The organism is Streptomyces sp. NPDC093568, from assembly GCF_044764945.1.
Taxonomy (GTDB): Bacteria; Actinomycetota; Actinomycetes; order Streptomycetales; family Streptomycetaceae; genus Streptomyces.
Map to the genome: position 1 here is coordinate 359,529 of NZ_JBIWJD010000006.1, position 22,703 is coordinate 382,231.

Annotated in this window: 21 protein-coding genes, 1 tRNA gene and 1 pseudogene; 12 read left to right on the forward strand and 11 right to left on the reverse strand. The window is 71.2% G+C overall.

Going from position 1 to position 22,703, the window contains the following annotated elements; all coding sequences use genetic code 11:
- Nucleotides 1-463: 463 nt before the first annotated feature.
- A pseudogene (locus ACIRD7_RS25440) lies at nucleotides 464-838 on the forward strand (tyrosine-type recombinase/integrase); the annotation flags it as partial.
- A 67-nt stretch (nucleotides 839-905) separates the two neighbouring features.
- Here the strand turns inward: ACIRD7_RS25440 and ACIRD7_RS25445 are convergent.
- A tRNA-Arg gene (locus tag ACIRD7_RS25445) sits at nucleotides 906-981 on the reverse strand.
- Nucleotides 982-1,188: 207 nt separating this feature from the next.
- Here ACIRD7_RS25445 and ACIRD7_RS25450 point away from each other — a divergent pair.
- A complete protein-coding gene (locus tag ACIRD7_RS25450; protein ID WP_403457133.1) occupies nucleotides 1,189-1,932 on the forward strand; it encodes a type 1 glutamine amidotransferase domain-containing protein in 744 nt (247 codons plus the stop codon).
- 16 nt (nucleotides 1,933-1,948) lie between these two features.
- Here ACIRD7_RS25450 and ACIRD7_RS25455 read toward each other — a convergent pair whose 3' ends face one another.
- The 4 genes from ACIRD7_RS25455 to ACIRD7_RS25470 form a co-directional block, all read right to left on the reverse strand.
- Nucleotides 1,949-2,362, reverse strand: coding sequence for a cytidine deaminase (locus ACIRD7_RS25455; protein ID WP_403457136.1), 414 nt, complete (start codon nucleotides 2,360-2,362; stop codon nucleotides 1,949-1,951).
- 41 nt (nucleotides 2,363-2,403) lie between these two features.
- Entirely contained in the window at nucleotides 2,404-3,072 is a 669-nt protein-coding gene (locus ACIRD7_RS25460; protein ID WP_403457139.1) for a dihydrofolate reductase family protein, read from the reverse strand.
- Nucleotides 3,072-3,557 (reverse strand): SRPBCC family protein, encoded by a 486-nt coding sequence (locus ACIRD7_RS25465; RefSeq protein WP_403457142.1) that lies wholly within the window; start codon nucleotides 3,555-3,557, stop codon nucleotides 3,072-3,074. Before ACIRD7_RS25465 ends, ACIRD7_RS25460 begins: the two co-directional genes overlap by 1 nt.
- Nucleotides 3,558-3,638: 81 nt before the next feature.
- On the reverse strand, nucleotides 3,639-3,980 hold the full coding sequence (locus ACIRD7_RS25470; RefSeq protein WP_403457144.1) for an ArsR/SmtB family transcription factor: 342 nt from the start codon (nucleotides 3,978-3,980) through the stop codon (nucleotides 3,639-3,641).
- A gap of 228 nt (nucleotides 3,981-4,208) precedes the next feature.
- Here ACIRD7_RS25470 and ACIRD7_RS25475 point away from each other — a divergent pair, with 228 nt between their 5' ends.
- Complete coding sequence (locus tag ACIRD7_RS25475; RefSeq protein ID WP_403457146.1) at nucleotides 4,209-4,799, forward strand: NADPH-dependent FMN reductase; 591 nt, start codon at nucleotides 4,209-4,211, stop codon at nucleotides 4,797-4,799.
- A gap of 219 nt (nucleotides 4,800-5,018) precedes the next feature.
- On the opposite strand, the gene ACIRD7_RS25480 is transcribed toward ACIRD7_RS25475, so the two are convergent.
- The 3 genes from ACIRD7_RS25480 to ACIRD7_RS25490 all read right to left on the reverse strand — a co-directional run bounded on the left by ACIRD7_RS25480 (nucleotide 5,019) and on the right by ACIRD7_RS25490 (nucleotide 8,696).
- Nucleotides 5,019-5,441 carry a hypothetical protein gene (locus ACIRD7_RS25480; protein ID WP_403457149.1) on the reverse strand — a complete coding sequence of 141 codons (423 nt, stop codon included), beginning with the start codon at nucleotides 5,439-5,441 and terminating at the stop codon, nucleotides 5,019-5,021.
- Between the two features lie 176 nt (nucleotides 5,442-5,617).
- A complete protein-coding gene (locus ACIRD7_RS25485; protein WP_403457152.1) occupies nucleotides 5,618-7,300 on the reverse strand; it encodes an IclR family transcriptional regulator C-terminal domain-containing protein in 1,683 nt (560 codons plus the stop codon).
- Between the two features lie 115 nt (nucleotides 7,301-7,415).
- The gene (locus ACIRD7_RS25490) at nucleotides 7,416-8,696 is read right to left on the reverse strand and encodes a M6 family metalloprotease domain-containing protein (protein ID WP_403457154.1); all 1,281 of its coding nucleotides are present in this window, start codon (nucleotides 8,694-8,696) and stop codon (nucleotides 7,416-7,418) included.
- 325 nt (nucleotides 8,697-9,021) lie between these two features.
- Here ACIRD7_RS25490 and ACIRD7_RS25495 point away from each other — a divergent pair, with 325 nt between their 5' ends.
- Nucleotides 9,022-9,666: a TetR/AcrR family transcriptional regulator gene (locus ACIRD7_RS25495; RefSeq protein ID WP_403457156.1), complete on the forward strand. Its 645-nt coding sequence runs from the start codon at nucleotides 9,022-9,024 to the stop codon at nucleotides 9,664-9,666.
- A gap of 182 nt (nucleotides 9,667-9,848) precedes the next feature.
- Entirely contained in the window at nucleotides 9,849-11,390 is a 1,542-nt protein-coding gene (locus tag ACIRD7_RS25500; RefSeq protein WP_403457158.1) for an MFS transporter, read from the forward strand.
- A 130-nt stretch (nucleotides 11,391-11,520) separates the two neighbouring features.
- Here ACIRD7_RS25500 and ACIRD7_RS25505 read toward each other — a convergent pair whose 3' ends face one another.
- Nucleotides 11,521-12,060, reverse strand: coding sequence for a MarR family winged helix-turn-helix transcriptional regulator (locus tag ACIRD7_RS25505; RefSeq protein ID WP_403457161.1), 540 nt, complete (start codon nucleotides 12,058-12,060; stop codon nucleotides 11,521-11,523).
- A 128-nt stretch (nucleotides 12,061-12,188) separates the two neighbouring features.
- Here ACIRD7_RS25505 and ACIRD7_RS25510 point away from each other — a divergent pair, with 128 nt between their 5' ends.
- Nucleotides 12,189-12,974 (forward strand): dioxygenase, encoded by a 786-nt coding sequence (locus ACIRD7_RS25510; protein ID WP_403457162.1) that lies wholly within the window; start codon nucleotides 12,189-12,191, stop codon nucleotides 12,972-12,974.
- A 10-nt stretch (nucleotides 12,975-12,984) separates the two neighbouring features.
- Here ACIRD7_RS25510 and ACIRD7_RS25515 read toward each other — a convergent pair whose 3' ends face one another.
- On the reverse strand, nucleotides 12,985-13,515 hold the full coding sequence (locus ACIRD7_RS25515) for a GNAT family N-acetyltransferase (protein WP_403457163.1): 531 nt from the start codon (nucleotides 13,513-13,515) through the stop codon (nucleotides 12,985-12,987).
- Nucleotides 13,516-13,684: 169 nt separating this feature from the next.
- On the opposite strand from ACIRD7_RS25515, the gene ACIRD7_RS25520 reads away from it, so the two are divergent.
- Together ACIRD7_RS25520 and ACIRD7_RS25525 are read left to right on the forward strand one after the other, a co-directional pair.
- Nucleotides 13,685-14,683 (forward strand): RNA polymerase sigma factor RpoD/SigA, encoded by a 999-nt coding sequence (locus tag ACIRD7_RS25520; RefSeq protein WP_403457165.1) that lies wholly within the window; start codon nucleotides 13,685-13,687, stop codon nucleotides 14,681-14,683.
- A gap of 471 nt (nucleotides 14,684-15,154) precedes the next feature.
- The gene (locus tag ACIRD7_RS25525; protein ID WP_403457505.1) at nucleotides 15,155-15,868 is read left to right on the forward strand and encodes a TetR/AcrR family transcriptional regulator; all 714 of its coding nucleotides are present in this window, start codon (nucleotides 15,155-15,157) and stop codon (nucleotides 15,866-15,868) included.
- 23 nt (nucleotides 15,869-15,891) lie between these two features.
- On the opposite strand, the gene ACIRD7_RS25530 is transcribed toward ACIRD7_RS25525, so the two are convergent.
- Nucleotides 15,892-16,854: a helix-turn-helix transcriptional regulator gene (locus tag ACIRD7_RS25530; RefSeq protein ID WP_403457167.1), complete on the reverse strand. Its 963-nt coding sequence runs from the start codon at nucleotides 16,852-16,854 to the stop codon at nucleotides 15,892-15,894.
- Nucleotides 16,855-16,916: 62 nt separating this feature from the next.
- Between ACIRD7_RS25530 and ACIRD7_RS25535 the strand changes: the two genes are divergently transcribed.
- The 4 genes from ACIRD7_RS25535 to ACIRD7_RS25550 all read left to right on the forward strand — a co-directional run bounded on the left by ACIRD7_RS25535 (nucleotide 16,917) and on the right by ACIRD7_RS25550 (nucleotide 22,665).
- Entirely contained in the window at nucleotides 16,917-18,479 is a 1,563-nt protein-coding gene (locus ACIRD7_RS25535) for an MFS transporter (RefSeq protein ID WP_403457169.1), read from the forward strand.
- A gap of 174 nt (nucleotides 18,480-18,653) precedes the next feature.
- Entirely contained in the window at nucleotides 18,654-19,415 is a 762-nt protein-coding gene (locus ACIRD7_RS25540; RefSeq protein ID WP_403457171.1) for a DeoR/GlpR family DNA-binding transcription regulator, read from the forward strand.
- Between the two features lie 12 nt (nucleotides 19,416-19,427).
- Complete coding sequence (gene pfkB / locus ACIRD7_RS25545; RefSeq protein WP_403457172.1) at nucleotides 19,428-20,375, forward strand: 1-phosphofructokinase; 948 nt, start codon at nucleotides 19,428-19,430, stop codon at nucleotides 20,373-20,375.
- A 229-nt stretch (nucleotides 20,376-20,604) separates the two neighbouring features.
- Nucleotides 20,605-22,665, forward strand: a complete 2,061-nt coding sequence (locus tag ACIRD7_RS25550; protein ID WP_403457174.1) for a fructose-specific PTS transporter subunit EIIC — start codon at nucleotides 20,605-20,607, stop codon at nucleotides 22,663-22,665.
- Nucleotides 22,666-22,703: the final 38 nt, after the last annotated feature.

Consider the following 22,703-nt stretch of genomic DNA (forward strand, 5'->3'; position numbering starts at 1 on the left):
CGGCTCTGTCCGACCGCAGCATCAGTCGACGACAGCAGCCGGAGGGGACTCGGATCGAACTCCTACCCGTCTTGCGTGTTGCGCACCTGCCGCTGTGCGAGCACCAACCCTTGCAGGGCTTCTCTGTGACCCGGGCGTATGCGTCTCATGGCGCTCTACCTCAGTCCGCATCTCGGGTAGGACGTCGTCGACGCGGAGATCCGTGATCATCGAGTAGCCATGAGGGCCGTCGAAGACGATGGGCGAGTCGGCGAGAACCAGATGGCCAAGGACCCATGTCGATGCCGCAGCACGGCAACCGTGGCCGACGGTGTCCCGGGGTTGCTCAGGTCGCACTCGGGATGCATTCCGATGACCCGTTCGAGCGCATTCGCCAAAGCACTGGAGAGAGACCGGTCCGGTTCCGCCAGTGCGGCCACCAACTGACCGCGGAGTTGAGCGGCGTGCCACGGGACGCCATGCCTGTCTCGCGCCGTTGCGCTGGCATCGGCTGCGGCAGCGGGACGTGTTCGCGCGCACGGGCGTCGCGTGGTCGGAGAACGGGTACGTCTTCGCCACGCGGAACGGCCGGCCGATCGAGCCGCGCAACGTCTACCGGTCGTTCACTCGGCTCGCCGCCGATGCAGGGCTGCGAGTGGTCCGGCTGCACGATGCCCGGCACGGCTGTGCCACGCTGCTGACGGCGGCCGGCGTCGCGCCGCGCGTCATCATGGAGATCTTGGGCCGCAGCCAGATCAGCATCACGAGGGACGTGTACAGGCACGTCGCGCACGACACCCAACGTGAAGCGATCAGTCACATGGACCGGCTGCTCAAACGCCGTCTGCCAGCCGCCTGAGAGGCGACTGCCGTCAGATGTTGCCGTCAAATCGGCCCGGACAATGATCGGTCCGGGCCGTTTTGGCTGGTGCCCCCGGCAGGATTCGAACCTGCGACACCCGCTTTAGGAGAGCGGTGCTCTATCCCCTGAGCTACGAAGGCAGGAAGGCGAGGACCTCGGTGAGATCCGGCGACTAGCCTAGCGGATAAGGGATCGAGAGTGGGAAGGTTCTCGTTTCCGCAGGTCAGAAGGGGTACCCGGGTGGCGGAGGGGTGGGCCTGGGTGGGGGAGTCGTAGGCAGGCTCGCTGGGCTCGTGCGTTGGCCGATGTGTGCCCGGTCGACGGCGACGCCGTGATAGGCATCAGGCATGCGTGTCCTCCTCCCGTTGCCCGACCGGGACTTCGATGTCACGGAGGTCGCCGTCCCCTGGCGGATGTTGCGCGATGCCGGGCACGAGGTCGTGTTCGCCACCGAGTACGGCGGGCTGCCCCCGCAGGCTGACCCGCTGCTGCTCAGCGGTGTGCTCTTCGGGCGGCTCGGGGCGGAGCCGGAGCCCAAGGGGTTCTATCGCGAGCTCACCGGTGAGGCCGGGTTTCGTGATCCGCTCGCCTGGGAGGACGTCGAGCCGGAGGCTTACGACGGGCTGCTGCTGCCCGGCGGGCATGCTCCGGGTATGCGGCAGTATCTCGGCTCGCGCGTTCTCCAGGCAAAGGTCGGCCGATTCTGGGCGACGGGGCGGCCCGTGGGTGCCATCTGTCATGGCGTGCTCGTGCTCGCCCGCGCCCTCGATCCGGAGACCGGTCGCAGCGTCATCGCCGGCCGGCGCACCACCTGTCTGCCGAAGTACATGGAGCGCGGCGCCTACTACCTCACCGGATGGCGGCGCGGCCGCTACTACCGGACGTATCCGGCGTACGTGCAGGACGAGGTGACCGCCGCGCTCGACCACCCCGCGCAATTCGAGCGCGGGCCGGTCGAGCTGCGGCGGCGGGGTACCGCGACCGACGACGCCCCCGCCTTCGTCGTCCAGGACGGGCGGTATCTGTCCGCCCGGTGGCCCGGTGACGCCTACCTCTTCGCTCGGCGCTTCATCGCCCTGCTGGATCAGTGATCGCGCGATCGCGTCGTTACTCGGTGTCGAGCTGGTGGTCGGCCCAGACGTAGCGCTCGGGGAGCAAGTCGGTGATGAGGACGGTTCGGACGCGGTCGTCTTCGCCGACGATGACCTTGAGGGTGGGGAAGTAGTCGAGAAGGACCTGACGGCAGCGGCCGCACGGGGGGACGACTCCCCGGTCGCGGTCGCCCACGGCGACGATCGTGTCCAGTTCGTAGGCGCCCTGGGCGGCTGCCGTACCGATGAGGACCAGCTCGGCGCAGGGGCCTCCGGTGAAGTGGTAGGCGTTCACCGCCGTGACGATCCGGCCGTCCCGGGCACGGGCCGCGGCCGCCATGGTGTGGTTGTCGCCCCGGCAGCGCGTGCGAGCGACGTGCGCCGCGGCCTCGATGAGTTCGTGGTCGACGGGGTGGGGCTGCGTGGTCATGCGTTCATCTTCAATGGCGGAACAGCAGCGTGGCGGCGCTGCTACCGCCGCCGCACGGCGTACGTCAGGTGCGTCACCCGCGACGACGGCTCCGAGCGGACCTGCTCCAGCGCCACCCCGGACGCGTCCACGGCGTCGAACAGGCGGGTGCCGGCGCCGAAAAGTACCGGGGACAGGGCGATGGAGAACTCGTCCACCAGGCCGGCGTTCAGGTACTCCAGGATCGTCGCGCCGCCGCCGGCGATGCGGACGTCGCGGTCGCCCGCGGCCTCGCGGGCCTGGTCGAGGGCGTGCTCGATGCCGTCGGTCACGAAGTGGAACGTGGTGCCGCCGGGCCGCTCCCACGGGTCACGTTTGGTGTGCGTCACGACGAAGACCGGGGTGTGGAAGGGCGCCTCCTCCGGCCATGACCGCTCGCCGAGGTCGAACATCCGCTTGCCCATGACGCTCGCGCCGGTCCGCTCGAACGTCTCCCGCGCCACGTCGTTGTCGAGGCCCTCCTCGCCGCCCTCGCCCAGCTTCAGGTTCTCCCGGATGAACCGCAGCGGGAACAGCCACTGCTGCAGCTCCGCCCACTGCGCCATCCAGCGCTGAACGTCCGGGTCGTCCCGCCTCTCGGGCGCGAAGAGCTCGTCCTCCGCGGGCACGGACTCGGGTGCGATGAAGCCGTCCAGTGACATCGAGACGCTGAAGAACACCTTCCCGGGCATCAGTCCTCCGCCCCCTCTCGCGCGAGTTCGGTGACGTAGGCCGCCAGGCCGGCCAGGGTCTGCTCGCCGCCCTCGACCGCGTGGTACTTCTCGACCGCCTCGTCGCGCAGTTCCTTGGTGGCGAACACCGTGCGCATCGCGATCCGGGTCGCCTCGCCGTCCGGCGCGAAGGCCAGGAACGACTCGAAGGCGTTCGGGTCGTCGCGGTACTCACCGTGCAGCAGCGCGATCCGCTCCGGCGGGACGATCCGCAGCCAGCGGATCCACTCGGGGTAGTCGGTCCCGTCCGGCCCGTGCAGTACGAACACCCACTCCCCGCCCTCGCGGAACTCGAAGGACCGCGTGGTCGTGGTGAACCCCTCCGGCCCCCACCACCGCGTGAGGTGCCGGACCTCGGTGAACGCCTCGAACACCAGCTCCCGTGGGGCGTCGATGACGCGGGAGATCACGACCTCCCGGTCGGCCGTCGTCGCCGCCGCTTCCATCGCAGGGCCCGCCCCAGCCCCAGCCCCCGCCCCAGCCCCCGCCCCAGCCCCCGATTCCCGCCTCGCTGCCCCTGTCATAGGTCAGCCCTCCTGTCGTGTCCGCTTGAGGTCCTGCACGTAGGTGTCCAGCCGGTCGAAGCTCTCGTTCCAGAACTGCTCGAATCCGCCGACCCATTCGTGGATGGGCCGCAGCCCGCGGGCGTCCAGGCCGTAGAGACGCTGCTTGCCGGCCTCGCGGACCCGCACCAGCCCCACCTCCCGGAGCACCCGCAGGTGCTTGGACGCCCCCGGCTGGCTCATCCCCAGCTCCCGGGCCACGTCGGTCACCGGCCGCTCACCCGCTCGCAGCAGCACCAGGATGTCCCGGCGCTGCGGCTCGGCGATCGCGTTGAACGCGTCCGACGTCGTCGCTGCTCGTGCCATGGCAGCATCGTATTCCCATATCGGCATGCGTCAACCCGGGGGCGCCCGGGATCTGCCGAGTCGGGCGGCCTTGACCTCAAGTTAACTTGAGATTTTACGTTTGAGATCGCAGGCAATCGCAGGCAATCGCAGCCCATCGCAAGCAATCACGGGCAATCGCCATCAACCGCAAGCACTTACGGGCAATCGCCGGTATCCACACCACCTACCCGAAACAGAGGTACACCCATGTCTCAGGCCACCCCCCTCAAGATCGGCGTTCTCATCGGCAGCGTTCGGCCCGGCAGGTTCGCCGACAAGGTGGCCCAGTGGTTCGTGGCCGAGATCGGGCGGCGCGGTGACATGGAGACGCATGTCATCGACCTGTCCGAGCCCGTCCTCGCCGACGAGCTCAGGCTCACGCTGGAGCGGTCCGACGCGCCCGGGGACGCCCCGACACTCGCGGAGCGCATCGGTGGGCTCGACGGGTTCGTCGTCGTCACGCCCGAGTACAACCACGGCTATCCCGCGTCCCTGAAGCTGGCCATCGACTACGTCTACCGGGAGTGGCGGGCCAAGCCGGTCGGGTTCGTGTCGTACGGCGGTATGGCCGGCGGCCAGCGCGCCGTCGAGCAGTTGCGCCAGGTCTTCGCCGAGCTGCACGCCGTCACCCTGCGGGACACCGTCTCCTTCCACATGGCCTGGGAGCAGTTCGACGACGAGGGCCGGCCGCACGACCGGGACGGCACGACCAAGGCCGCCGACGTCCTGCTGGATCAGCTCGCCTGGTGGGGGCTCACCCTGCGCGAGGGCCGCGCCGCCAGGCCGTACGACGGCTGAGGCGGCCCCGAAACGACGACGTCGGTCTTCAGGACCGTCACCAGGTCCTTCAGGGCCGCCACCAGGTCCTGAAGACCGACGTCGTCACGTCGGAGAGCGCCGATCACGGAGGGCTGCACGCACACGGCTCCGTGCGGGCAGCCGTGGTCGTTGTAGGTCGCGGACGCGGGCCCGGCGGAAACGGCCACCAGTGAATCGCCTGCGCAGCCGATCGCCCGCTCAGCAGTTGCGGATCGACCACACCGGATCCCAGTCCACGTCCGGCGAGTCCGAGCTGACCGGGAAGGTCTGGATCACGTTGCCGCTCTGGCCGTAGGTCGTCGCCTGGGCGTTGTCGGTCTGGCTGTTCTTGACCTCGCCCGTGCCCTGCCAGTTCGACAGGTAGTAGCGGTTGCACCGGTACAAAAAGAAAACCCGCCACTGGTTGACCGTGGGGTCCCAGACGCCGGCGCAGAAGTTGCCCGTGTCGCACGTGATGTGGCTGCCGCTGGGCACCAGTTGCGAGGGCGCGGCCGGTGAGATCGTCGGTGGGACGGCGGACGCCGCGGAGGGCGCCGCCTGGGCCGGGCCGGTGGCGAAGGCGGAGGCCAGCACCAGGGTCATGGTGCCGACCGCGCCGAGAAGGGATCGCTGGAGACGCATGGGTGCCGTTGCTCCTGTGGGTGTCGAGCGGCCGGAGTGAGGGCGGGAGCGTGTGCGGAGAATCCCTCCGCGAGGCCGGGTTGTTCCGGACCGGCAGAGGCGGAGGCGGTGCGCACAGCAATATAGAAGGGCCCCGGCCGTAACGGTCCCTGACAGATGTCAGGGCTCGCCCACGCTCACCCCACCAGCACCCGGGCGAACCGCCCCGCGACCCGCAGCTCCCCCTCCAGCCTCCCCGCCGTCTCCACCAGCTCCGGCAGAACCTCCCGCTCGCACTCCTCCACCGACCGCCGCGCGGCGTGCATCGCCACGTTCAGCGCGGCGACCACCCGGCCCGTCCGGTCCCGTACCGGCACCGCCACCGACCGCAAGCCCGCCTCCAACTCCTCGTCGACCAAGGCGTATCCGCGGGTTCGGGTCTCCTCCAGTACGGCGGTCAGGGCCGCGGGGTCGGTGATCGTACGGGGGGTCAGCGGGCGGAGTGGCCGCGCGGGGTCCAGCGGCCGGGCCGCGGCCGGGCGGTCCGCCAGCAGGACCCGCCCGAGCGAGGTCGCGTACACAGGCAACCGCGTGCCGACCGAGATGTTCACGCTCATCACGCGGCTGGTCGCGGCCCGGGCGACGTACTGGATCTCCTCGGCCGACGGCGTCAGTACCGCGAGGGACGCCGACTCGTGGACCCGGTCGGCCAGTTCGGCCAGGTGCGGGGTCGCGATCTGGGCCAGGGTCGTGCGGGAGAGGGGCGGGAAGCCGAGGGAGAGGACGCGAGGGGTGAGGGCGAAGGACCGGTTTCCCGACGGGCGTACCAGGCCCAGGTGTTCGTGGGTGATGAGCGCCCTGCGGGCCGTCGCGCGGGCCAGGCCGGTCGCGTTCGCCACGTCGGTGAGCGTCAGATCGGCCCGGCCCTCGCCGAAGGCGGTCAGTACGGTCAGTCCGCGCGCCAGCGACTCGACGAACTCCCTGCCCAGTTCCTGCTTGGACCCGCCCGTCCAGGTCGCCAGTCCCGCCGGAGCCCGGCCGGGGGGCGGCTGCGGGGTGTCGCGCAGGACGCGCTCCATCTCCGCGACCGCCGTCCGCAGCCGGGGGAGGAGCGTGTCGCGCAGGTCCGTGGCCGTGTGCCGGCTCGTGTGGCTCACGACGCTCGCCACGCAGGCGATACGGCCGCCCGCCCGCGGGTCCCGCACCGGTACGGACACCGCGACCAGCCCCGGTTCGATCAGCTGGTCGTCCAGCGCCCAGCCGTCCTCCCGCGCCCGCGCCGCCCGGCGCTCGAAGTCCTCGCCGGAAGCCGGGTGGTGCACCTGCCACGGTACGGCGGGAAAGCCCCGGTCGTCCGGGTCCGCGGCCCGGCGCTCGCGCCACGCCCGCCACTCCGCCGCCGACCACTGCGTCGCGAACAGCGGTCCCGGCGCCGTGCGTTCGGCCGGGAGGAGGTCGCCGATACGGAAGCTGAGGGACATCGCGCGGCGGCGGGTCGCCTGGTGGATGAAGCGGATGCCGTCGCGGTCGGGGACCGCCAGGGACACCGACTCGTCCAGTTCGTCGGCGAGCGCGTCCGCGGGGGAGGAGAGGAGGTCCGGCAGGGCGAGGGCCGAAAGGTAGGCGTTGCCGAGTTCCATCACGCGCGGCGCCAGGGCGATGTCGCGGCCGTCGAGACGGACGTACCCCATGCGCGCGAGCGTGGAGGTGATCCGGTCCACCGTCGAACGCGCCAGCCCGGTGCCGCGCTCCAGCCCGCTCGCGCTCAGCGTCCCGTCGGCCTCCGTCAGCCGCCGCAGCACCGCGACCCCGCGGATCAACGGCGTGACCGCCTCCGCCGGCACGGCGGGGTCGTCGTCCAGGGTCGTCATCGCGGGCATCGGCTCTCCGTACGGCGTTCGCGGCAGCCCTAACCGTAATCCGCCCCCCACGTCCGCACGGCGGTCCCGTGCCCTTCACGTCCAACTCACGTCAGCCCCCGCCGCGCCCCACCCCCTACTCCCGGGTCACCCGCACCTGATACGCCCCGCTCAGATCCACCCCCACCACCGCCACCCGCACCCCCCGCTTCTCGTCCCGGAACTCCTCCCCGGGCCCGAACGTCGCGTCGGACAGTTCGCTGTGGACGTTCGGGCTGCGGGTGCACCCCCCGCTGTTCTCCTGGGAGTCCATGACCTTCACCGGGCCCATCCCGGTGTCGACGTCCGCGTCGACCCTGTAGATCAGGACTCCGGGGCGGCAGACGGCCTCGTCGTTGCCCTCGCGGGTGCGGAGCTCCAGGGCGTAGCCGGTGCGGCGGTCCAGGGGGATGAACACCAGCTTCGGGCCGCCCTCGCGGGCCAGCGGGGTCAGGGCGTACTCGGCCGTGCCGGGACCCGACGCGCACCGCACCTGTGCGGAGTCCAGCCAGCCCAGCTTCCACTTGTGCCAGCCGAGCAGGTCGTTGTTGGCCCCCCAGTCCTCGCTCATGATGTCCCAGTGGCCGACCGCGCCCCCGCCCTCGGCGGTGTACAGGTCGGGCAGGCCGAAGACATGGCCGTTCTCGTGGGGGAGGACCCGGTAGCCGGTGCGGTGGTAGGTGCCGGAGCCGTCGTCCTGGCGGGAGTAGACGAAGGAGGCGTTGGCCACGGAGACGCCGTCGGCGACCGGGGCCTCGGCGTTGCCGGCGAAGGTCACCGACAGGACGGTGTCCAGGGCCGAGGGGCCGGCGTTCGGTGTCACCAGCACGTTCAGGAAGTCGTACGACCGGAAGTCCACCTTCGGATCGGCCGCGACCACGATGTCCTGGACCAGTTCCCGGTACCCGGGGTCGAAGGGCGCGCCGCGCTCTATGCCGTAGGCCCGGAAGGACTTGGGCATGCGCAGCCAGCCGGGTATCGGTGTCTCGGGGCGGTAGTCGAGGCGGCCGTAGGAGCTGGTGCGGAACCAGTCCTGGGTCTGCGGGAAGAACTCGGAGAAGCGGTCGAGGGCGTCGCCCGGACCGGCCGCGTCGGGGAAGTCGACCATCACCGTCAGGGCGCGGACGGTGCCGGTGGAGCGGGAGTAGCCGCGGGGCGTCGGCACGCCCTCCGACATCTGGACCGTCGGCCGGCCGCTGATCATGCAGGGGCGCAGGGCGGAGGGGTGCTCCGGCGAGATCGGGCCCGCCCCTGCCACCGTCGAGGTACCCGCCGTGAGGTGCCCGGTGCCTGCCGAGGTGCTGACCGCCAGGGTCAGGGCGGTCACGGAGGCGAGGGCGGCCACACGGCGGGGGCGTATCCGACGGCTCGGCTGCATGCATGGGCCCTTCAGTCCATGGCAGCCCGCCGGCCTGCGCGCTGCACCCTCTCGATCACCCTGTGTCGAGGGGTGCGCGGACGCGCGTTGGAAGAGCCCGAACGTGGGTTCTTCGCCAACCAGTGTGTGACTCAGGTCACAGGGAGTCTTTTCGGTAGGGGGAAATAACCGGGGATCCCTTCCCCGTTTAGCCATGTGTCCGAGCGAAACGGGGACAGCTTCCCCGGATCGCCCAGGCGCCGAGAACAGTCACTGAGAACAGCCACCCAAGACAGCCACCGAGAACAGTCATCGGGAACTGTCACCGAGAACCGAGGAGTACACCGTGCAGACCGCGACCCCCGTAGCGCGCAAGGCGCCCCGGCCGCGCGCCGACGCCCTGCGCAACCGGGAGCGGATCGTCACCGCCGCCCGGGAGATGTTCGTGGAGTTCGGCCCCGAGGTGCCGCTCGACGACATCGCCCGCCGGGCCGGCGTCGGCAATGCCACGGTGTACCGCAACTTCCCCGACCGCGACGCGCTGGTCCGCGAGGTCGTCTGCTCCGTCATCAACCGTACGGTGGCGGCGGCCGAACTCGCGCTCGCGCAGACCGGGGACGCCTTCGAGGCGCTGGAGCGCTTCGTGCACGCCGCCGCCGACGAGCGGATCAGCGCGCTGTGCCCGATGGTCCAGAGCACCTTCGACCAGAACCACCCGGATCTGGAGGCCTCGCGCGAGCGGTGCGAGAGCCTCGTCGGGGCGATCATGGACCGCGCCAAGGCGGCCGGCCAGCTCCGCTCCGACGTGGACGTCGGCGATGTCATGATCGCCGCCGCCCAGCTCAGCCGGCCCCCGGCCGGCACCGGGTGCGACATCGCCGACCGCTACGTCCACCGTCATCTCCAGCTGTTCCTGGACGGGCTGCGGGCCCCGGCCCGCTCCGTCCTTCCCGGTACGGCGCTGACCATGGAGGACCTGCGCAAGGCCTGACCCGCCCGACCCGAGCGTCCTGACGGCCGGCCCCGGCCGATGAATCCGGGGCACCACGGCAGTCATCACGTCCAAAGCCGATACACACCGGCCGTCACAGCCGACGAGCCGTCCCCTTTCGTTTGCCTTTTCCGATACGAAGTCCCGAATTTCCGTCACGAAGTCCCGAAGTGGGTACACCCATGTCTGAAACAGCCGCGAAGGCTCCCGGCGGCGCCCTCGGCGCCGTCGATCCCAACCGCTGGAAAGCGCTCGCGTTCATCGCGATAGCCCAGCTGATGGTCGTGCTCGACGCGACCATCGTGAACATCGCCCTGCCCTCGGCCCAGCAGGACCTGGGCATCTCCGACGGCAACCGGCAGTGGGTCGTCACGGCCTACGCCCTCGCCTTCGGTGGCCTGCTGCTCTTCGGCGGCCGTATCGCCGACCTCTGGGGCCGCAAGCGCGCCTTCGTCATCGGTCTGGGCGGTTTCGCCGCGGCCTCGGCGCTCGGTGGCGCGGCCACCAACGAGGCCATGATGTTCGGCGCCCGCGCCCTGCAGGGTGCGTTCGGCGCGCTGCTCGCCCCGGCCGCGCTCTCCCTGCTCGCCGTGATGTTCACGGACGCCAAGGAGCGCGCGAAGGCCTTCGGTATCTACGGCGCCATCGCCGGTGGTGGCGGTGCCGTCGGTCTGATCCTCGGCGGATTCCTCACCGAGTACCTGGACTGGCGCTGGACGTTCTTCGTCAACATCCCGTTCGCCATCGTCGCCGCGGCCGGTGCCTGGTACGTCATCCGTGAGCCCGAGGGCGGCCGCAACCGCTCCGCGCTCGACATCCCCGGCGTGATCCTGTCCACCCTCGGTCTGGTCGCGCTGGTCTACGGCTTCACCCGCGCCGAGTCCAACGGCTGGGGCGACTCGCTGACGGTCGGCATGTTCGTCGCCTCCGGTGTGCTGCTGGCGGCCTTCGTCCTGGTCGAGGCCAAGGTCAAGGCCCCGCTGCTGCCGCTGCGCGTGGTCACCGAGCGCAACCGCGGCGGTGTCTACCTCTCGCTCGGCCTCGCGATCATCGCGATGTTCGGCCTGTTCCTGTTCCTCACCTACTACCTGCAGATCGTCAAGGGCTACTCGCCGGTCAAGACCGGCTTCGCCTTCCTGCCGATGATCGCGGGCATGATCGTCGGGTCCACCCAGATCGGTACCCGCCTGATGACCCGGGTCGCGCCGCGGCTGCTGATGGGCCCCGGCTTCCTGGTCGCCGCGCTCGGCATGCTGCTCCTGACCCAGCTGGAGATCGGCTCGTCCTACGCCGCTCTGCTGCTGCCCGCGATGGTGCTGCTCGGCCTCGGCATGGGTACGGCGTTCATGCCGGCCATGTCCCTGTCCACCCAGGGCGTCAAGCCGCAGGACGCCGGTGTCGCCTCCGCGATGGTCAACACCTCGCAGCAGGTGGGCGGCGCGATCGGTACGGCCCTGCTGAACACGATCGCCGCCTCGGCGACCACGTCCTACATCGCCGACCACATCGGCGGCGCCTCCAACAAGACCCAGCAGCAGCTGGTCCAGCTGGAGGGCATGGTGCAGGGCTACACCAGCGCGATCTGGTTCGCCGTGGGCATCCTGGTCGTGGCCGCGGGCATCGCGCTGACCTTCGTCAACGCCGGCCGCCCGGGCGGCTCGACGGTGGCCTCCTCCGAGGAGGGCGCCCAGGACGAGGTGGCGGTGCCGGTCGTCGCGCACTAGCGCGGCGACGACCGTCCGGTCGTACCCCTCGGGACGGTCCCGCCATCGGGGACCAGGCGTACGTACGGGGATGGGGACGCTCCGTACGTACCGCCTCGAAGGGCCTGCCCCGGCTCGCTGAATGAGCGGTTCAGCGCAGCCAGGGCAGGTCCGCACCCGCTTCGCTCGGCTGCAGGCCCTCGGCGACGATCCGCATGATCTCGCCGAGGGTCTTCTGCTGCTCCGGTGTGAGCCGGTCGAACATTGCCTGGCGCACCGCCTCCACATGGCCGGGAGCCGACTCCCGCAGCACCTCCATGCCCGCGTCCGTCAGCACCGCGAACTGGCCCCGCTTGTCGTCGGGGCAGTCCTCGCGCCGGACCCAGCCGCTCTTCTCCAGCCGGGCGATGGCGTGCGAGAGCCGGGAGCGGGTGATCTTCGCGAGCATCGCCAGCTCGGTCATCCGCAGCCGGCGGTGCGGGGAATCGGCGAGCTTCACCAGGAGGCCGTAGTAGATGTGCGGCATGCCCGCGTCCCGCTGGAGCTGGCGGTCCAGGTGGTCCCAGAGCAGGGTGGTCGCCTCCATGTAGGAGCGCCAGACCTGCTGCTCCTCGGCGGTGAGCCAGCGCGTTTCCCCCGGTGATGCGGGCGCGTCGGGTGCGGGTGGCGCGGAGATCGATGCCGTATTCATGTACTCCACTGTACGAGAGCTCTCCTTGAAATTTTAACTACCTGGACGTACGGTTTCCCCGAGAGGACGCTTTAGATTTAAAGCAAGTCCGGATGGAAGCAAGTGATCTCCGGAGGGAGCCGCCCGTCATGTCCGCCGCCACGCAGGAGCGCATGCCTGCCCTCTATCTCAGCCATGGCGCCCCGCCGCTCGCGGACGACCCGATCTGGCCCGGCGAGCTCGCGGCCTGGTCCGCGGACCTGCCACGCCCCAAGGCGATCCTCATGGTCTCCGCCCACTGGGAGGAGGCCCCGCTCGCCATCGGTGCCACCGAGCCCGTTCCTCTCGTCTACGACTTCTGGGGATTCCCCGAGCACTACTACCAGGTGACCTACCCGGCCCCAGGGGCGCCCGAGCTCGCCGAGTCCGTACGGAAGCTGCTGCGCGCCCCCGGCATGCCGCTGCAGGACATCCCGGACCGCGGCCTCGACCACGGCGCCTACGTCCCGCTCGTCGAGATGTACCCCGCGGCCGACATCCCCGTCCTGCAGATCTCCATGCCGACCCTCGACCCAGGCCGGCTCATGGAGATCGGCCGCAGGCTGGCACCGCTGCGCGACGAGGGCGTGCTGATCGTCGGCTCCGGCTTCTTCACCCACAACCTCGCCGCCCTGCGGCAGGGCGGCATCCCCGCCTGGTCCGTGGAGTTCGACGACTGGGGCCGCCGGGCCCTGGAGGGCCGCGACTTCGACGCCCTGCTGGACTTCCTGCACAAGGCCCCGGCCGGCCGCTACGCCCACCCGCGCACCGAGCACTTCGCCCCGCTGTTCGTGACGATGGGCGCGGCGGACGCGGCCGGTGACACGGCGGGACTGAAATCCGTGATCGACGGGTTCTGGATGGGGCTGGCGAAGCGCTCGGTCCAGTTCGGCTGAGCCGCGGCCCTCACAGCTCCTTCTCGTACCAGGCCACGTCCCAGTAGCGGCCGAACTTGCGGCCCACCTCGCGGTACGTGCCGACGTGCCGGAAGCCGAAGCGCTCGTGCAGCCGGGTGGACGCCTCGTTCGGCTGGGCGATGCCCGCGTAGGCGCGGTGCACGTCCTGTTCGGCCAGGGCCTCGAACAGGGCCTTGTAGAGGAGGGTGCCGACGCCGCGCCGGCCGGCGTCCGGGGCGAGGTAGACCGTGACCTCCACGGAGGTCGTGTACGCGGGCTTGGGGCGGAAGGCGCTGGATGTGGCGTAGCCGAGAATCCGCTGTGAGTTGCCCCGGGGGTCCTCCTCCGTGGCAACCATCAGCCGGTGCGGGCCGTCTTCAGGGTGGGAGAGCAGCCAAGGGCGGCGCTCCTCCGGCGTGAAGACCGCGGTATCGAATGTGATGGCCGTCTCACGTACATAGTGGTTGTAGATGTCGGTGAGGGCTGCGAGATCACCCTCGACTCCCGACCTGACCTGCACCTCTCTATGTGCCGACGGCATCTGGCCTCCTCATGTGGCCGGACAGGGTACTGCAAGATCAGAAAAATAGGGGGACGGGTTGGGAATTCTGTCCTGATTCCAGTCGTTGTTTCCATCGGATGCAGGGCACTCGAAGAGAGTCCCAAGCGTTCACGAACCACCCGCCCGCCCACATCGCAAGGGAGCACGCATGGCAACCCGTGCCGTCGCCCGTCGTCAGTCCGCCACCGGCGAGGCAGTCGACGCGGCCCGCAGTGTTCGCGCCCATGGCGGCGAGATCGCGGACCGCGACCTGGTCGGCATGTACCTCGACGAGATCGCGCGTACGCCGCTTCTCGACGCCGCCAAAGAGGTCGAGCTGTCACAGATCATCGAGGCGGGTGTGTTCGCAAGGCAGGTCCTCGACGGATACGAGGAGTCCAAGGCGGACGCCACCCGTGAAGAGCTGGAAGCCCTGGTGGCCGACGCCGAGCGGGCCAAGGACATCTTCATCCGCTCCAACCTCCGCCTGGTCGTGGCCGTGGCCCGTCGCTACCCCCGCAGCGGCCTCCCGCTCCTGGACCTGATCCAGGAGGGCAACGCCGGCCTGGTGCGCGCGGTGGAGAAGTTCGACTACCGCAAGGGCTTCAAGTTCTCGACGTACGCGACGTGGTGGATCCGCCAGGCCATCACCCGCTCGATAGCCGACCAGTCCCGCACGATCCGCCTCCCCGTCCACCTCGTGGAGGAGCTGGGCCGCATCCGCCGCGTCCAGCGTGAGTTCAACCGGGAGCACGGCCGCGACCCGGAGCCCGCGGAGATCGCCGCCGAGCTCGGCTCGAACGCCGACCGTGTGACGGACGTCCTGGACTGGGCCCGCGACCCGGTCTCGCTGAACATGTCGGTGGACGACGAGGGCGAGACCCAGTTCGGCGACCTCCTGGAGGACACCTCCGCGGTCTCCCCCGAGCAGTCCGTCCTGACCCTGCTGCGCAGCGAGGAGCTGGACGACCTGATCGGGCGTCTGGACCAGCGCACGGCGTCCATCATCAAGATGCGGTACGGCATCGAGGACGGCCGCGAGCGCACGCTGACCGAGGTCGGCAAGGAGCACGGCCTGACCCGCGAGCGCATCCGCCAGATCGAGAAGCACGCCCTGCTGGAGCTGAAGAAGCTGGCCCGGAGCACCGGCTTCGACGCGGCGGCCTAGCAGGCCCCGCCGTCACCGGCCCCGCAGTTCGGATCGGCTCGGCCGCGAGGATCGCCTCCTCCCGGCCGGCCCGGACCGGGCGGGGGCGTACGCCGGGTGGCCAAAGACCGCGCAAACATGGCGATGTAACGCCGCTTCAACTCACAAGGACCGGGAACAAGACCTCCTGGCAGGGGAGTTCGAACCCCGAGACCTGCCGCACACACCACGGACCAAGTCCCGACGCACTCCCCCCGGCGCCGGGACTTTCCCCGAGCCGGGCTTCGGCGCCTATCCCCCCTGGGTGCCGGAGTCCGGCTCCTTTTTCGTGCCCCACGACGGCTCCGCCCGGCTGGACGGGAGAGCCACCCCGTACCTGAACCACGGGGTGGCCCACCCGGATGGCAGATTGTGTCACATGGGCATAGCCTGCCGAACGTGAGCAGTCCCACCTCCCCCTCACTGACGGAACGGCGCAAGGCGGCGACCCGCATGGAGATCGCCCGCGCCGCGGCCGCGCTCTTCGTACGGCGGGGCCTGCGGGCCACCCGGGCCGAGGACATCGCCCAGGCGGCGGGCATCGCGCCGCGCACCTTCTACCGCTACTTCGCCACCAAGGAGGAGGCGGTGGCCCCCCTCTACGCGGCCGGCGCCGCCCGCTGGACCCAGGCGGTCCGCGACGCCCCCGCCGACCTCCCTCTCCCCGAGGCACTGGAGCACGCGGCCCGCCACACCCTGACGCCGGGCACGGGTGTCTCGGCGGCCTCCTGGGACTGGGTCCGCACCCTGGTCCGCCTGGCCACGTCGAGCCCCGCCCTGCGCAGGGTGTGGGCCGAGGTGTGCCACGAGTCGGAGGACCGGCTGGCGGAGGTGCTGGTGGGGAGAGGGCGCTCCGGGCACGGGGGTGAGCGCGGCGGGGGTGAGCGCACCGAAGATGAGCACGCCGGGGGTGAGCGCGGCGGGGATGAGCACGCCGGGGGTGAGCGCGGCGACAACGTTGCCGAAGCCGACCGGCGGGCGATCGCCGAGACGCGCTTCGCCGCCGCCGTGGCCGCGGCGGCCGTACGGGTGGCGGTCGAGTCCTGGGCCGCCGGGAACGCTCCCGCGCAGGGCCCGGACGGTCCGGCCGCGTTGGCGCTGGCCAACCTCGGGGCGCTGCGGGACTTCCCCTGGGACGACATCGCGGTGCTGCCGCGCCGGGTCTGACGGCCCACCGGAACGCGGCCGTCTCACCCCGCCGCCCGGCTCAGCCGCCCGCCCAACTCCCGCACGCACTCGACGAGTTCCACCGGCTCCTGGACGGTGAAGTCGAACCCCAGCAACACCAGTCGCACCGCCAGCCAGTCCACCGCGTCCCCCACCGTGGCCCGCAGCCGGCACCGGTCGGCGCCGAGCGGCTCCGGCACCCCCAGCCACCGGGGCACCCGCGCCGCCACGGCCTCCGCGGACGCGGCGAACGTCACCTCGAAGTCGTACGACGCCTGATGACGCTGCATCGAACGCCGCAGGTACTCCGCGGCGTTCCCGGTCGGCAGCTCGCGTGGCGCGAACCGCGCGCCGGTCGCGAAGGGCTCGCTCACCCGGTCGACCCGGAACGTCCGCCAGTCGGCGCGGTCGAGGTCGTAGGCGACGAGGTACCAGCGCCGTCCGGTCGAGACCAGCCGATACGGCTCCGCGACGCGCCGCGACTCGGTGCCGTCCGCCGCGCGGTAGGCGAACCGCAGCCGCTCCCGTCCCGCCACGCTCGACGCCATCACGGTCAGCGTCTCGGGCGCGATGCTCGCCCCGTCCCCGCTGGTCAACGGCGTGGTCGCGGCCTGGAGCGTGCTCACCCGGTGCCGCAGCCGCGAGGGCAGCACCTGCTCCAGCTTCGCCAGCGCCCGCACCGAGGCCTCCTCCACGCCCTCGACGGCGTGCCCGGCCCCGGCCCGCAGCCCCACCGCGATGGCCACGGCCTCCTCGTCGTCCAGCACGAGCGGCGGCATCGCCTTGCCCGCGACCAGCCGATACCCGCCGTCGGCCCCCTTGGTGGCCTGCACGGGATATCCCAGCTCCCGCAGCCGGTCGATGTCCCGCCGCACCGTACGCCGGGACACCTGGAGCCGGTCGGCGAGTTCTCCGCCGGGCCATTCGCGGGGCGTCTGGAGAAGGGAGAGGAGCGTCAGAAGCCGTGCCGGAGTGTCCGTCGTCATGAATCCGAGGATGCCGCAGAAGTAGGACATGATCTGACCTATTGCAGGAATAGCTTCAGGACATGACCTCAACCGGGACAGAACCAGTACTCGTGACCCAGCCCAGCGCCCCCTCGCCGGCGGCCGCCGCCCCCGCCGCGGGCGACCGCCGCCGATGGTTCGCCCTGGCCATCGTGATGACCGCGGCCTTCATGGACCTTGTCGACGTGACGATCGTCAACATCGCCATCCCGTCGATCCAGCGGGAGGCCGGCGCCTCCTTCAGCCAGATCCAGTGGATCACCGCGGGCTACGCCCTCGCGTTCGCCGCCGGACTGATCACCGGTGGCCGCCTCGGCGACATACACGGCCGCAAGCGGCTGTTCCTCATCGGCATCGGCGGCTTCACCGTGGCCTCGGCCCTGTGCGGCTTCGCCGCCAACCCGGAGATGCTGGTCGCCTCCCGCATCCTGCAGGGTGCGATGGCGGCGCTGATGGTCCCGCAGGTCCTGTCGATCGTGCACGCCACGTTCCCGGCCCACGAGCGCGGAAAGGTCTTCGGCCTGTTCGGCGCGGTCGTCGGCCTCGGCGCCGTCACCGGTCCGCTGCTCGGCGCGCTGCTGACGGAGTGGAACCTCTTCGGCCTCGAATGGCGCCCGATCTTCCTGATCAACCTGCCCGTCGGCATCGCGGGCCTGATCCTCGGCAGCCGCTACATCACCGAGTCCAAGGCGCCGAAGGCGCTGAAGCTGGACCTGGTCGGCGTCGCCCTGGTCACCCTCGGCCTGCTGATGCTGCTGTACCCGCTCACCCGCGGCCGCGAGCTGGGCTGGCCGCTGTGGGGGTACGGGTCGATGGCGGGCGCGCTCGTCGTGCTCGGGGCGCTGGTGGCGTACGAGAGGCGCAAGGCGGCCCGGGACGGTTCCCCGCTGGTCGAACTGTCGCTGTTCAAGGTGAAGAGCTTCGCGGCCGGCATCGCGGTGCAGACCGTCTTCGGCGTGGCGCTCGGCATCTTCTTCCTGGTCTGGACGCTGTACATGCAGTTCGGCCTGGGCTGGAGCCCGCTGAAGGCCGGACTGACCGGCATCCCGTTCTCGATCGCGGTCTCGACGGCGGCCGGTCTGTCCGTGCAGCAGCTGGTCCCGCGCTTCGGCCGCAAGGTGCTCCAGGCGGGCGCGCTGGTGATGGCGATCGGCGTGCTGATCTACATCTGGGAGGCGAACCGCTACGGCCTCTCCGTCGCCCCCTGGCAGATGGCTCTCCCGCTGGTCGTCATGGGCGTCGGCATGGGCCTGATCGTGGCCCCGCTGACGGACGCGATCCTCTCGGAGGTGCCGCGCGAGCACGCGGGTTCGGCGTCGGGCCTGATCAACACGGTCCAGCAGATGGGCAACGCGCTCGGCCTGGGACTGGTCTCCGTGGTCTTCTTCGGTGTCGTCGACGACCGGCTGGCCGAGGCCCGGGAGCGCACTGCGGCCGGCCTGGCCTTCGCGGACGGCTTCCAGCACGCGCTCTGGTGGGTCGCCGCCGTGATGGGCGCCATCTTCCTGCTGATGTCCGCGCTGCCCAAGCGGCCGGCGCAGCACGTCGAGGGGGCTGCCGATGACGCGGCACCGGCGAAGGGGGAGCCCGCGCTGGTGGGCTGAGAGCGGGGGAGGGGCCCGGCGCTTCGGCGCCGGGCCCCTTTGTCGTTTCCGTGTTTGCCCCTGCCGGAAGCCCGGTCATGCCCGATTGAGCCCGAACCTGTTTACTTTCCGGAAATCCGGGCGTAGCCTCCCTGCGAAACCACAAGTTCGGGCACAGTTCGGAGGCGAACGGACATGTACGCACCGGAGCGGCAGCAGGAGATCCTCCGGCTGGCCCGTGACGGCGGCCGGGTGGACGTCCTGTCGCTGGCCGAGGAGTTCCAGGTCACGGCGGAGACGATCCGCCGCGATCTGAAGGCCCTCGACCGCGCCGGGCTCGTGCGCCGGGTGCACGGCGGAGCGATCCCGGCCGGGCGGCTGGACTTCGAGCCGGACCTGGCCGAGCGGGAGGGCACGGCGGCCGACGAGAAGGACCGCATCGCGAAGGCGGCCCTCGCCGAGCTGCCCACCGAGGGCACGGTGATCCTCGACGCCGGTACGACGGTGGCCCGCATGGCCGCCGCGCTGCCGCTGGAGGCGTCCCTCACCGTCGTCACCCACAGCCTGCCCATCGCGGCCCGCCTCGCGGACCACCCCGGCATCCAGCTCCATCTGATCGGGGGGCGCGTGCGGCACCGTACGCGCGCCGCTGTGGACGCCTGGGCGCTGCGCGCGTACGGCGAGATCCGCGCCGACGTCCTCTTCGTCGCGGCCAACGGCTTCTCCGCCGAGCACGGTCTGACCACCCCCGACCTCGCCGAGGCCGCGGTGAAGCGCGCGGCCGTGGCCGCCGCCCGCCGGGTGGTGCTGCTCGCCGACTCCACCAAGCACGGCCAGGAGCACTTCGCCCGCTTCGGCGACCTGGGCGATGTGGACCTGCTGATCACCGACAGCGGGCTGAGCCCCGAAGACGCCACCGCCATCGAGCGCGGCGGCACGGAAGTGCTGTGTGTCTAGAAACGAGTGCGCATGATCCTCACCGTCACCCCGAACCCGTCCCTGGACCGCACCTACGAGGTGCCCTCCCTCGACCGCGGCGAGGTCATCCGCGCCACCGGCGAGCGCATGGACCCGGGCGGCAAGGGCGTGAACGTCTCGCGCGCCGTCGCGGCCGCCGGGCAGCGCACGGTCGCCGTACTGCCCCTGGGCGGAGCGCCGGGCGCGGTCGTCGCCGATCTGCTGCACGCGCAGGGCATCGAGGTCACGGCGGTGCAGGTCGCCGGCGCCACCCGCTCGAACATCGCGCTCGCGGAGTCGGACGGCGTCCTCACGAAGATCAACGCGCCCGGTCCCGAACTCTCGGCGGCCGAACAGGAACTGCTTCTGGAGACCGTCCGCGAGCACTCGCGCGACGCGGACTGGATCGCCTGCTGCGGCAGCCTGCCGCGCGGGCTCGCCCCGTCCTGGTACGCCGATGTCGTGGCACGGGCGCACGCGGGCGGCGCGCGGATCGCGCTGGACACCTCCGGACGCGCCCTCCTCGAAGCCGTACGGGCCCGGCCCGACGTGGTGAAGCCGAACGCCGAGGAGCTCTCGGAGGCGGTCGGGCGGCCCCTGGCCACCGTGGGCGACGCGCTGAAGGCCGCCGAGGAGTTGCGCGAGATGGGCGCGCGCGCCGTGCTGGCGAGCCTGGGCGCCGACGGGCAGCTGCTCGTGGACGGCGCGGGCGCCTGGTTCGGCAGCGCGCGGGTGGCCGCCGTACGCAGCAATGTCGGCGCCGGTGACTCCTCCCTCGCCGGATTCCTGATCGCCGGCGGAAGCGGGCCTGAGGCACTCGCCTCCGCGGTCGCGCACGGCGCGGCGGCCGTACAGCTGCCCGGCAGCGTGATGCCGTCCCCGGCCGACCTGGACCTGGCGGCCGTGACGGTCACGGCCGAGGTGCCGGTGGACCGCGTACTGAAGGAGCCCGTGTCATGACGAATGTCGCGGTTTTCACAGTTGTTGCCGATCGGTTCCCTGAGCGGCGAAGCTCGCTGTTACTCACGGCCGCCGACGGACGGCAGGGCCCCCTGAACCGCGCTGCCGCCCGGAGGGGGCGGGGCTTCCCCGACCCCGCCTCCTCCACCTCCGCCACCCCCCACGGCACCCCCGTCCCCTTCTCCGCCCACCAGACTCCCCGGGCGATACGCGTGCGAAGGAGCCCGCGATGAGCGACATGATCACGGCGGACCTGGTCGATCTCGACCTGTCCGCCGACACCAAGGAAGCGGCGGCGCGCGCACTCGCCGAGCGCATGGTGGCCCTGGGCCGGGTGACCGACCTGGAGGGCTTCCTCACCGACGTGGCCGCCCGCGAGGCCCAGATGCCGACCGGTCTCGACGGCGGCATCGGCATTCCGCACTGCCGTAGTGAGCACGTCACCGAGCCGACGCTGGCCTTCGGGCGCAGCGCCGCCGGCATCGACTTCGGCGCGACGGACGGCCCGGCCGACCTGATCTTCCTGATCGCCGCTCCCGCGGGCGCAGACGACGCCCACCTGACGATCCTGTCGTCACTGGCCCGGCAGCTGATGAACACCGAGTTCACGGACGCGCTGCGGTCGGCCGGGGACGCGGGGTCGGCGGCGGCGCTGATCCGGGGCGAGGAGCCCCCGGCGGCCGGCGCCCCCGATTCCGGGAACTCCACAGACTCCGTGGCGTCGTCGGTGGCGGCCTCCGCCGACGCCGCCACGGGCACCACCACGCCGGCCGAGGCCGCGACCGACGACGAGCGCCCGTTCCGTATCGTCGCCGTCACCTCCTGCCCGACCGGCATCGCCCACACGTACATGGCCGCCGAGTCGCTGGAGAACGCGGGCCGTGAGGCGGGCGTCGAACTCGTCGTCGAGACGCAGGGCTCGGCCGGTTTCACCCGGCTCGACCCGGCCGTCATCGCGGCGGCGGACGGCGTGATCTTCGCCCACGACGTGGCCGTACGCGAGAAGGACCGGTTCGCCGGCAAGCCCACCGTCGACGTCGGTGTGAAGGCGGGCATCAACCGCCCCGCCGCACTCATCGCAGAGGTCCGGGCCAAGGCCGAGCGCGGCGAGGCCACCGCGGCCGCCCGGCCCGGCACTCCGGTGGAGCGCGCCGGCGAGCCCGGCGAGGGCTACGGCAGCAAGCTGCGCAAGTGGCTGATGTCCGGCGTGAGTTACATGGTCCCGTTCGTCGCGGCCGGCGGTCTCCTCATCGCCCTCGGCTTCGCGATCGGCGGCTACCAGATCAACGAGGCCAAGTCGGTCACCGAGCACTTCGACTGGGGGCAGGTCGACAGCTGGGGCGCGCTGCTCTTCCAGATCGGCGCGGCGGCCTTCGGCTTCCTCGTCCCGGTCCTCGCCGGATACATCGCCTACGGCATGGCCGACCGGCCGGGACTCGTGCCCGGCTTCGTCGGCGGCGCGATCTCGGTCACGATCGGCGCCGGGTTCCTCGGCGGTCTGGTCGCCGGTCTGATCGCCGGTGGCGTGGTCCTCGCCATCCAGCGCGTCGACATCCCGCCGGTGCTGCGCGGCATCATGCCGGTGGTGGTGATCCCGCTGGTCTCCTCGGCGGTGGTCGGCTTCCTGATGTTCGTGGTGATCGGCAAGCCGATCTCCGAGGCGCAGAAGGGGCTGACGGACTGGCTGAACAGCCTCTCCGGCACCAACGCCATCCTGCTCGGCGTCCTGCTCGGCCTGATGATGTGCTTCGACCTCGGCGGCCCGGTCAACAAGGTGGCCTACACCTTCGCGACGGCCGGCATCTCGGTCGCGGCGCCCAGTGACTCCGCGATGAAGATCATGGCCGCCGTGATGGCCGCGGGCATGGTCCCGCCGCTGGGCATGGCCCTGGCCACCGTGGTCCGCAAGAAGCTGTTCACCACCGCCGAGCGCGAGAACGGCAAGGCGGCCTGGGTCCTTGGCGCCTCCTTCATCTCCGAGGGCGCGATCCCGTTCGCCGCGGCCGACCCGCTGCGCGTGATCCCCGCCTCCATGGCCGGTGGCGCCGTCACCGGCGCGCTGACCATGGCCTTCGGCTCGACCCTGCGCGCCCCGCACGGCGGCATCTGGGTTACCTTCCTGATCGGCAAGCCGTTCCTCTACCTGCTGGCCATCGCGGCCGGTACGGCGGTCACGGCCGGCCTCGTCATCGTGCTGAAGGGCATGCGCAAGACGGCGCCGGAGGGCGTCGCGGACTCCGTGTCCCAGGCCGCCGCGGCGGCCGAGGCCAAGCAGCCGGTCGCCGCGTAAGGCACCCACTTGTCCCTTTGGGGCGCTGTGAGTTGTTC

Coding starts and splice junctions, on each gene's coding strand:
- ACIRD7_RS25450 (WP_403457133.1), top strand. CDS start 1,189: ATGCGTGTCCTCCTCCCGTTGCCCGACCGGGACTTCGATGTCACGGAG.
- ACIRD7_RS25455 (WP_403457136.1), bottom strand. CDS start 2,362: ATGACCACGCAGCCCCACCCCGTCGACCACGAACTCATCGAGGCCGCG.
- ACIRD7_RS25460 (WP_403457139.1), bottom strand. CDS start 3,072: ATGCCCGGGAAGGTGTTCTTCAGCGTCTCGATGTCACTGGACGGCTTC.
- ACIRD7_RS25465 (WP_403457142.1), bottom strand. CDS start 3,557: ATGGAAGCGGCGGCGACGACGGCCGACCGGGAGGTCGTGATCTCCCGC.
- ACIRD7_RS25470 (WP_403457144.1), bottom strand. CDS start 3,980: ATGGCACGAGCAGCGACGACGTCGGACGCGTTCAACGCGATCGCCGAG.
- ACIRD7_RS25475 (WP_403457146.1), top strand. CDS start 4,209: ATGTCTCAGGCCACCCCCCTCAAGATCGGCGTTCTCATCGGCAGCGTT.
- ACIRD7_RS25480 (WP_403457149.1), bottom strand. CDS start 5,441: ATGCGTCTCCAGCGATCCCTTCTCGGCGCGGTCGGCACCATGACCCTG.
- ACIRD7_RS25485 (WP_403457152.1), bottom strand. CDS start 7,300: ATGCCCGCGATGACGACCCTGGACGACGACCCCGCCGTGCCGGCGGAG.
- ACIRD7_RS25490 (WP_403457154.1), bottom strand. CDS start 8,696: ATGCAGCCGAGCCGTCGGATACGCCCCCGCCGTGTGGCCGCCCTCGCC.
- ACIRD7_RS25500 (WP_403457158.1), top strand. CDS start 9,849: ATGTCTGAAACAGCCGCGAAGGCTCCCGGCGGCGCCCTCGGCGCCGTC.
- ACIRD7_RS25505 (WP_403457161.1), bottom strand. CDS start 12,060: ATGAATACGGCATCGATCTCCGCGCCACCCGCACCCGACGCGCCCGCA.
- ACIRD7_RS25510 (WP_403457162.1), top strand. CDS start 12,189: ATGTCCGCCGCCACGCAGGAGCGCATGCCTGCCCTCTATCTCAGCCAT.
- ACIRD7_RS25515 (WP_403457163.1), bottom strand. CDS start 13,515: ATGCCGTCGGCACATAGAGAGGTGCAGGTCAGGTCGGGAGTCGAGGGT.
- ACIRD7_RS25520 (WP_403457165.1), top strand. CDS start 13,685: ATGGCAACCCGTGCCGTCGCCCGTCGTCAGTCCGCCACCGGCGAGGCA.
- ACIRD7_RS25525 (WP_403457505.1), top strand. CDS start 15,155: ATGGAGATCGCCCGCGCCGCGGCCGCGCTCTTCGTACGGCGGGGCCTG.
- ACIRD7_RS25530 (WP_403457167.1), bottom strand. CDS start 16,854: ATGACGACGGACACTCCGGCACGGCTTCTGACGCTCCTCTCCCTTCTC.
- ACIRD7_RS25535 (WP_403457169.1), top strand. CDS start 16,917: ATGACCTCAACCGGGACAGAACCAGTACTCGTGACCCAGCCCAGCGCC.
- ACIRD7_RS25540 (WP_403457171.1), top strand. CDS start 18,654: ATGTACGCACCGGAGCGGCAGCAGGAGATCCTCCGGCTGGCCCGTGAC.
- pfkB (WP_403457172.1), top strand. CDS start 19,428: ATGATCCTCACCGTCACCCCGAACCCGTCCCTGGACCGCACCTACGAG.
- ACIRD7_RS25550 (WP_403457174.1), top strand. CDS start 20,605: ATGAGCGACATGATCACGGCGGACCTGGTCGATCTCGACCTGTCCGCC.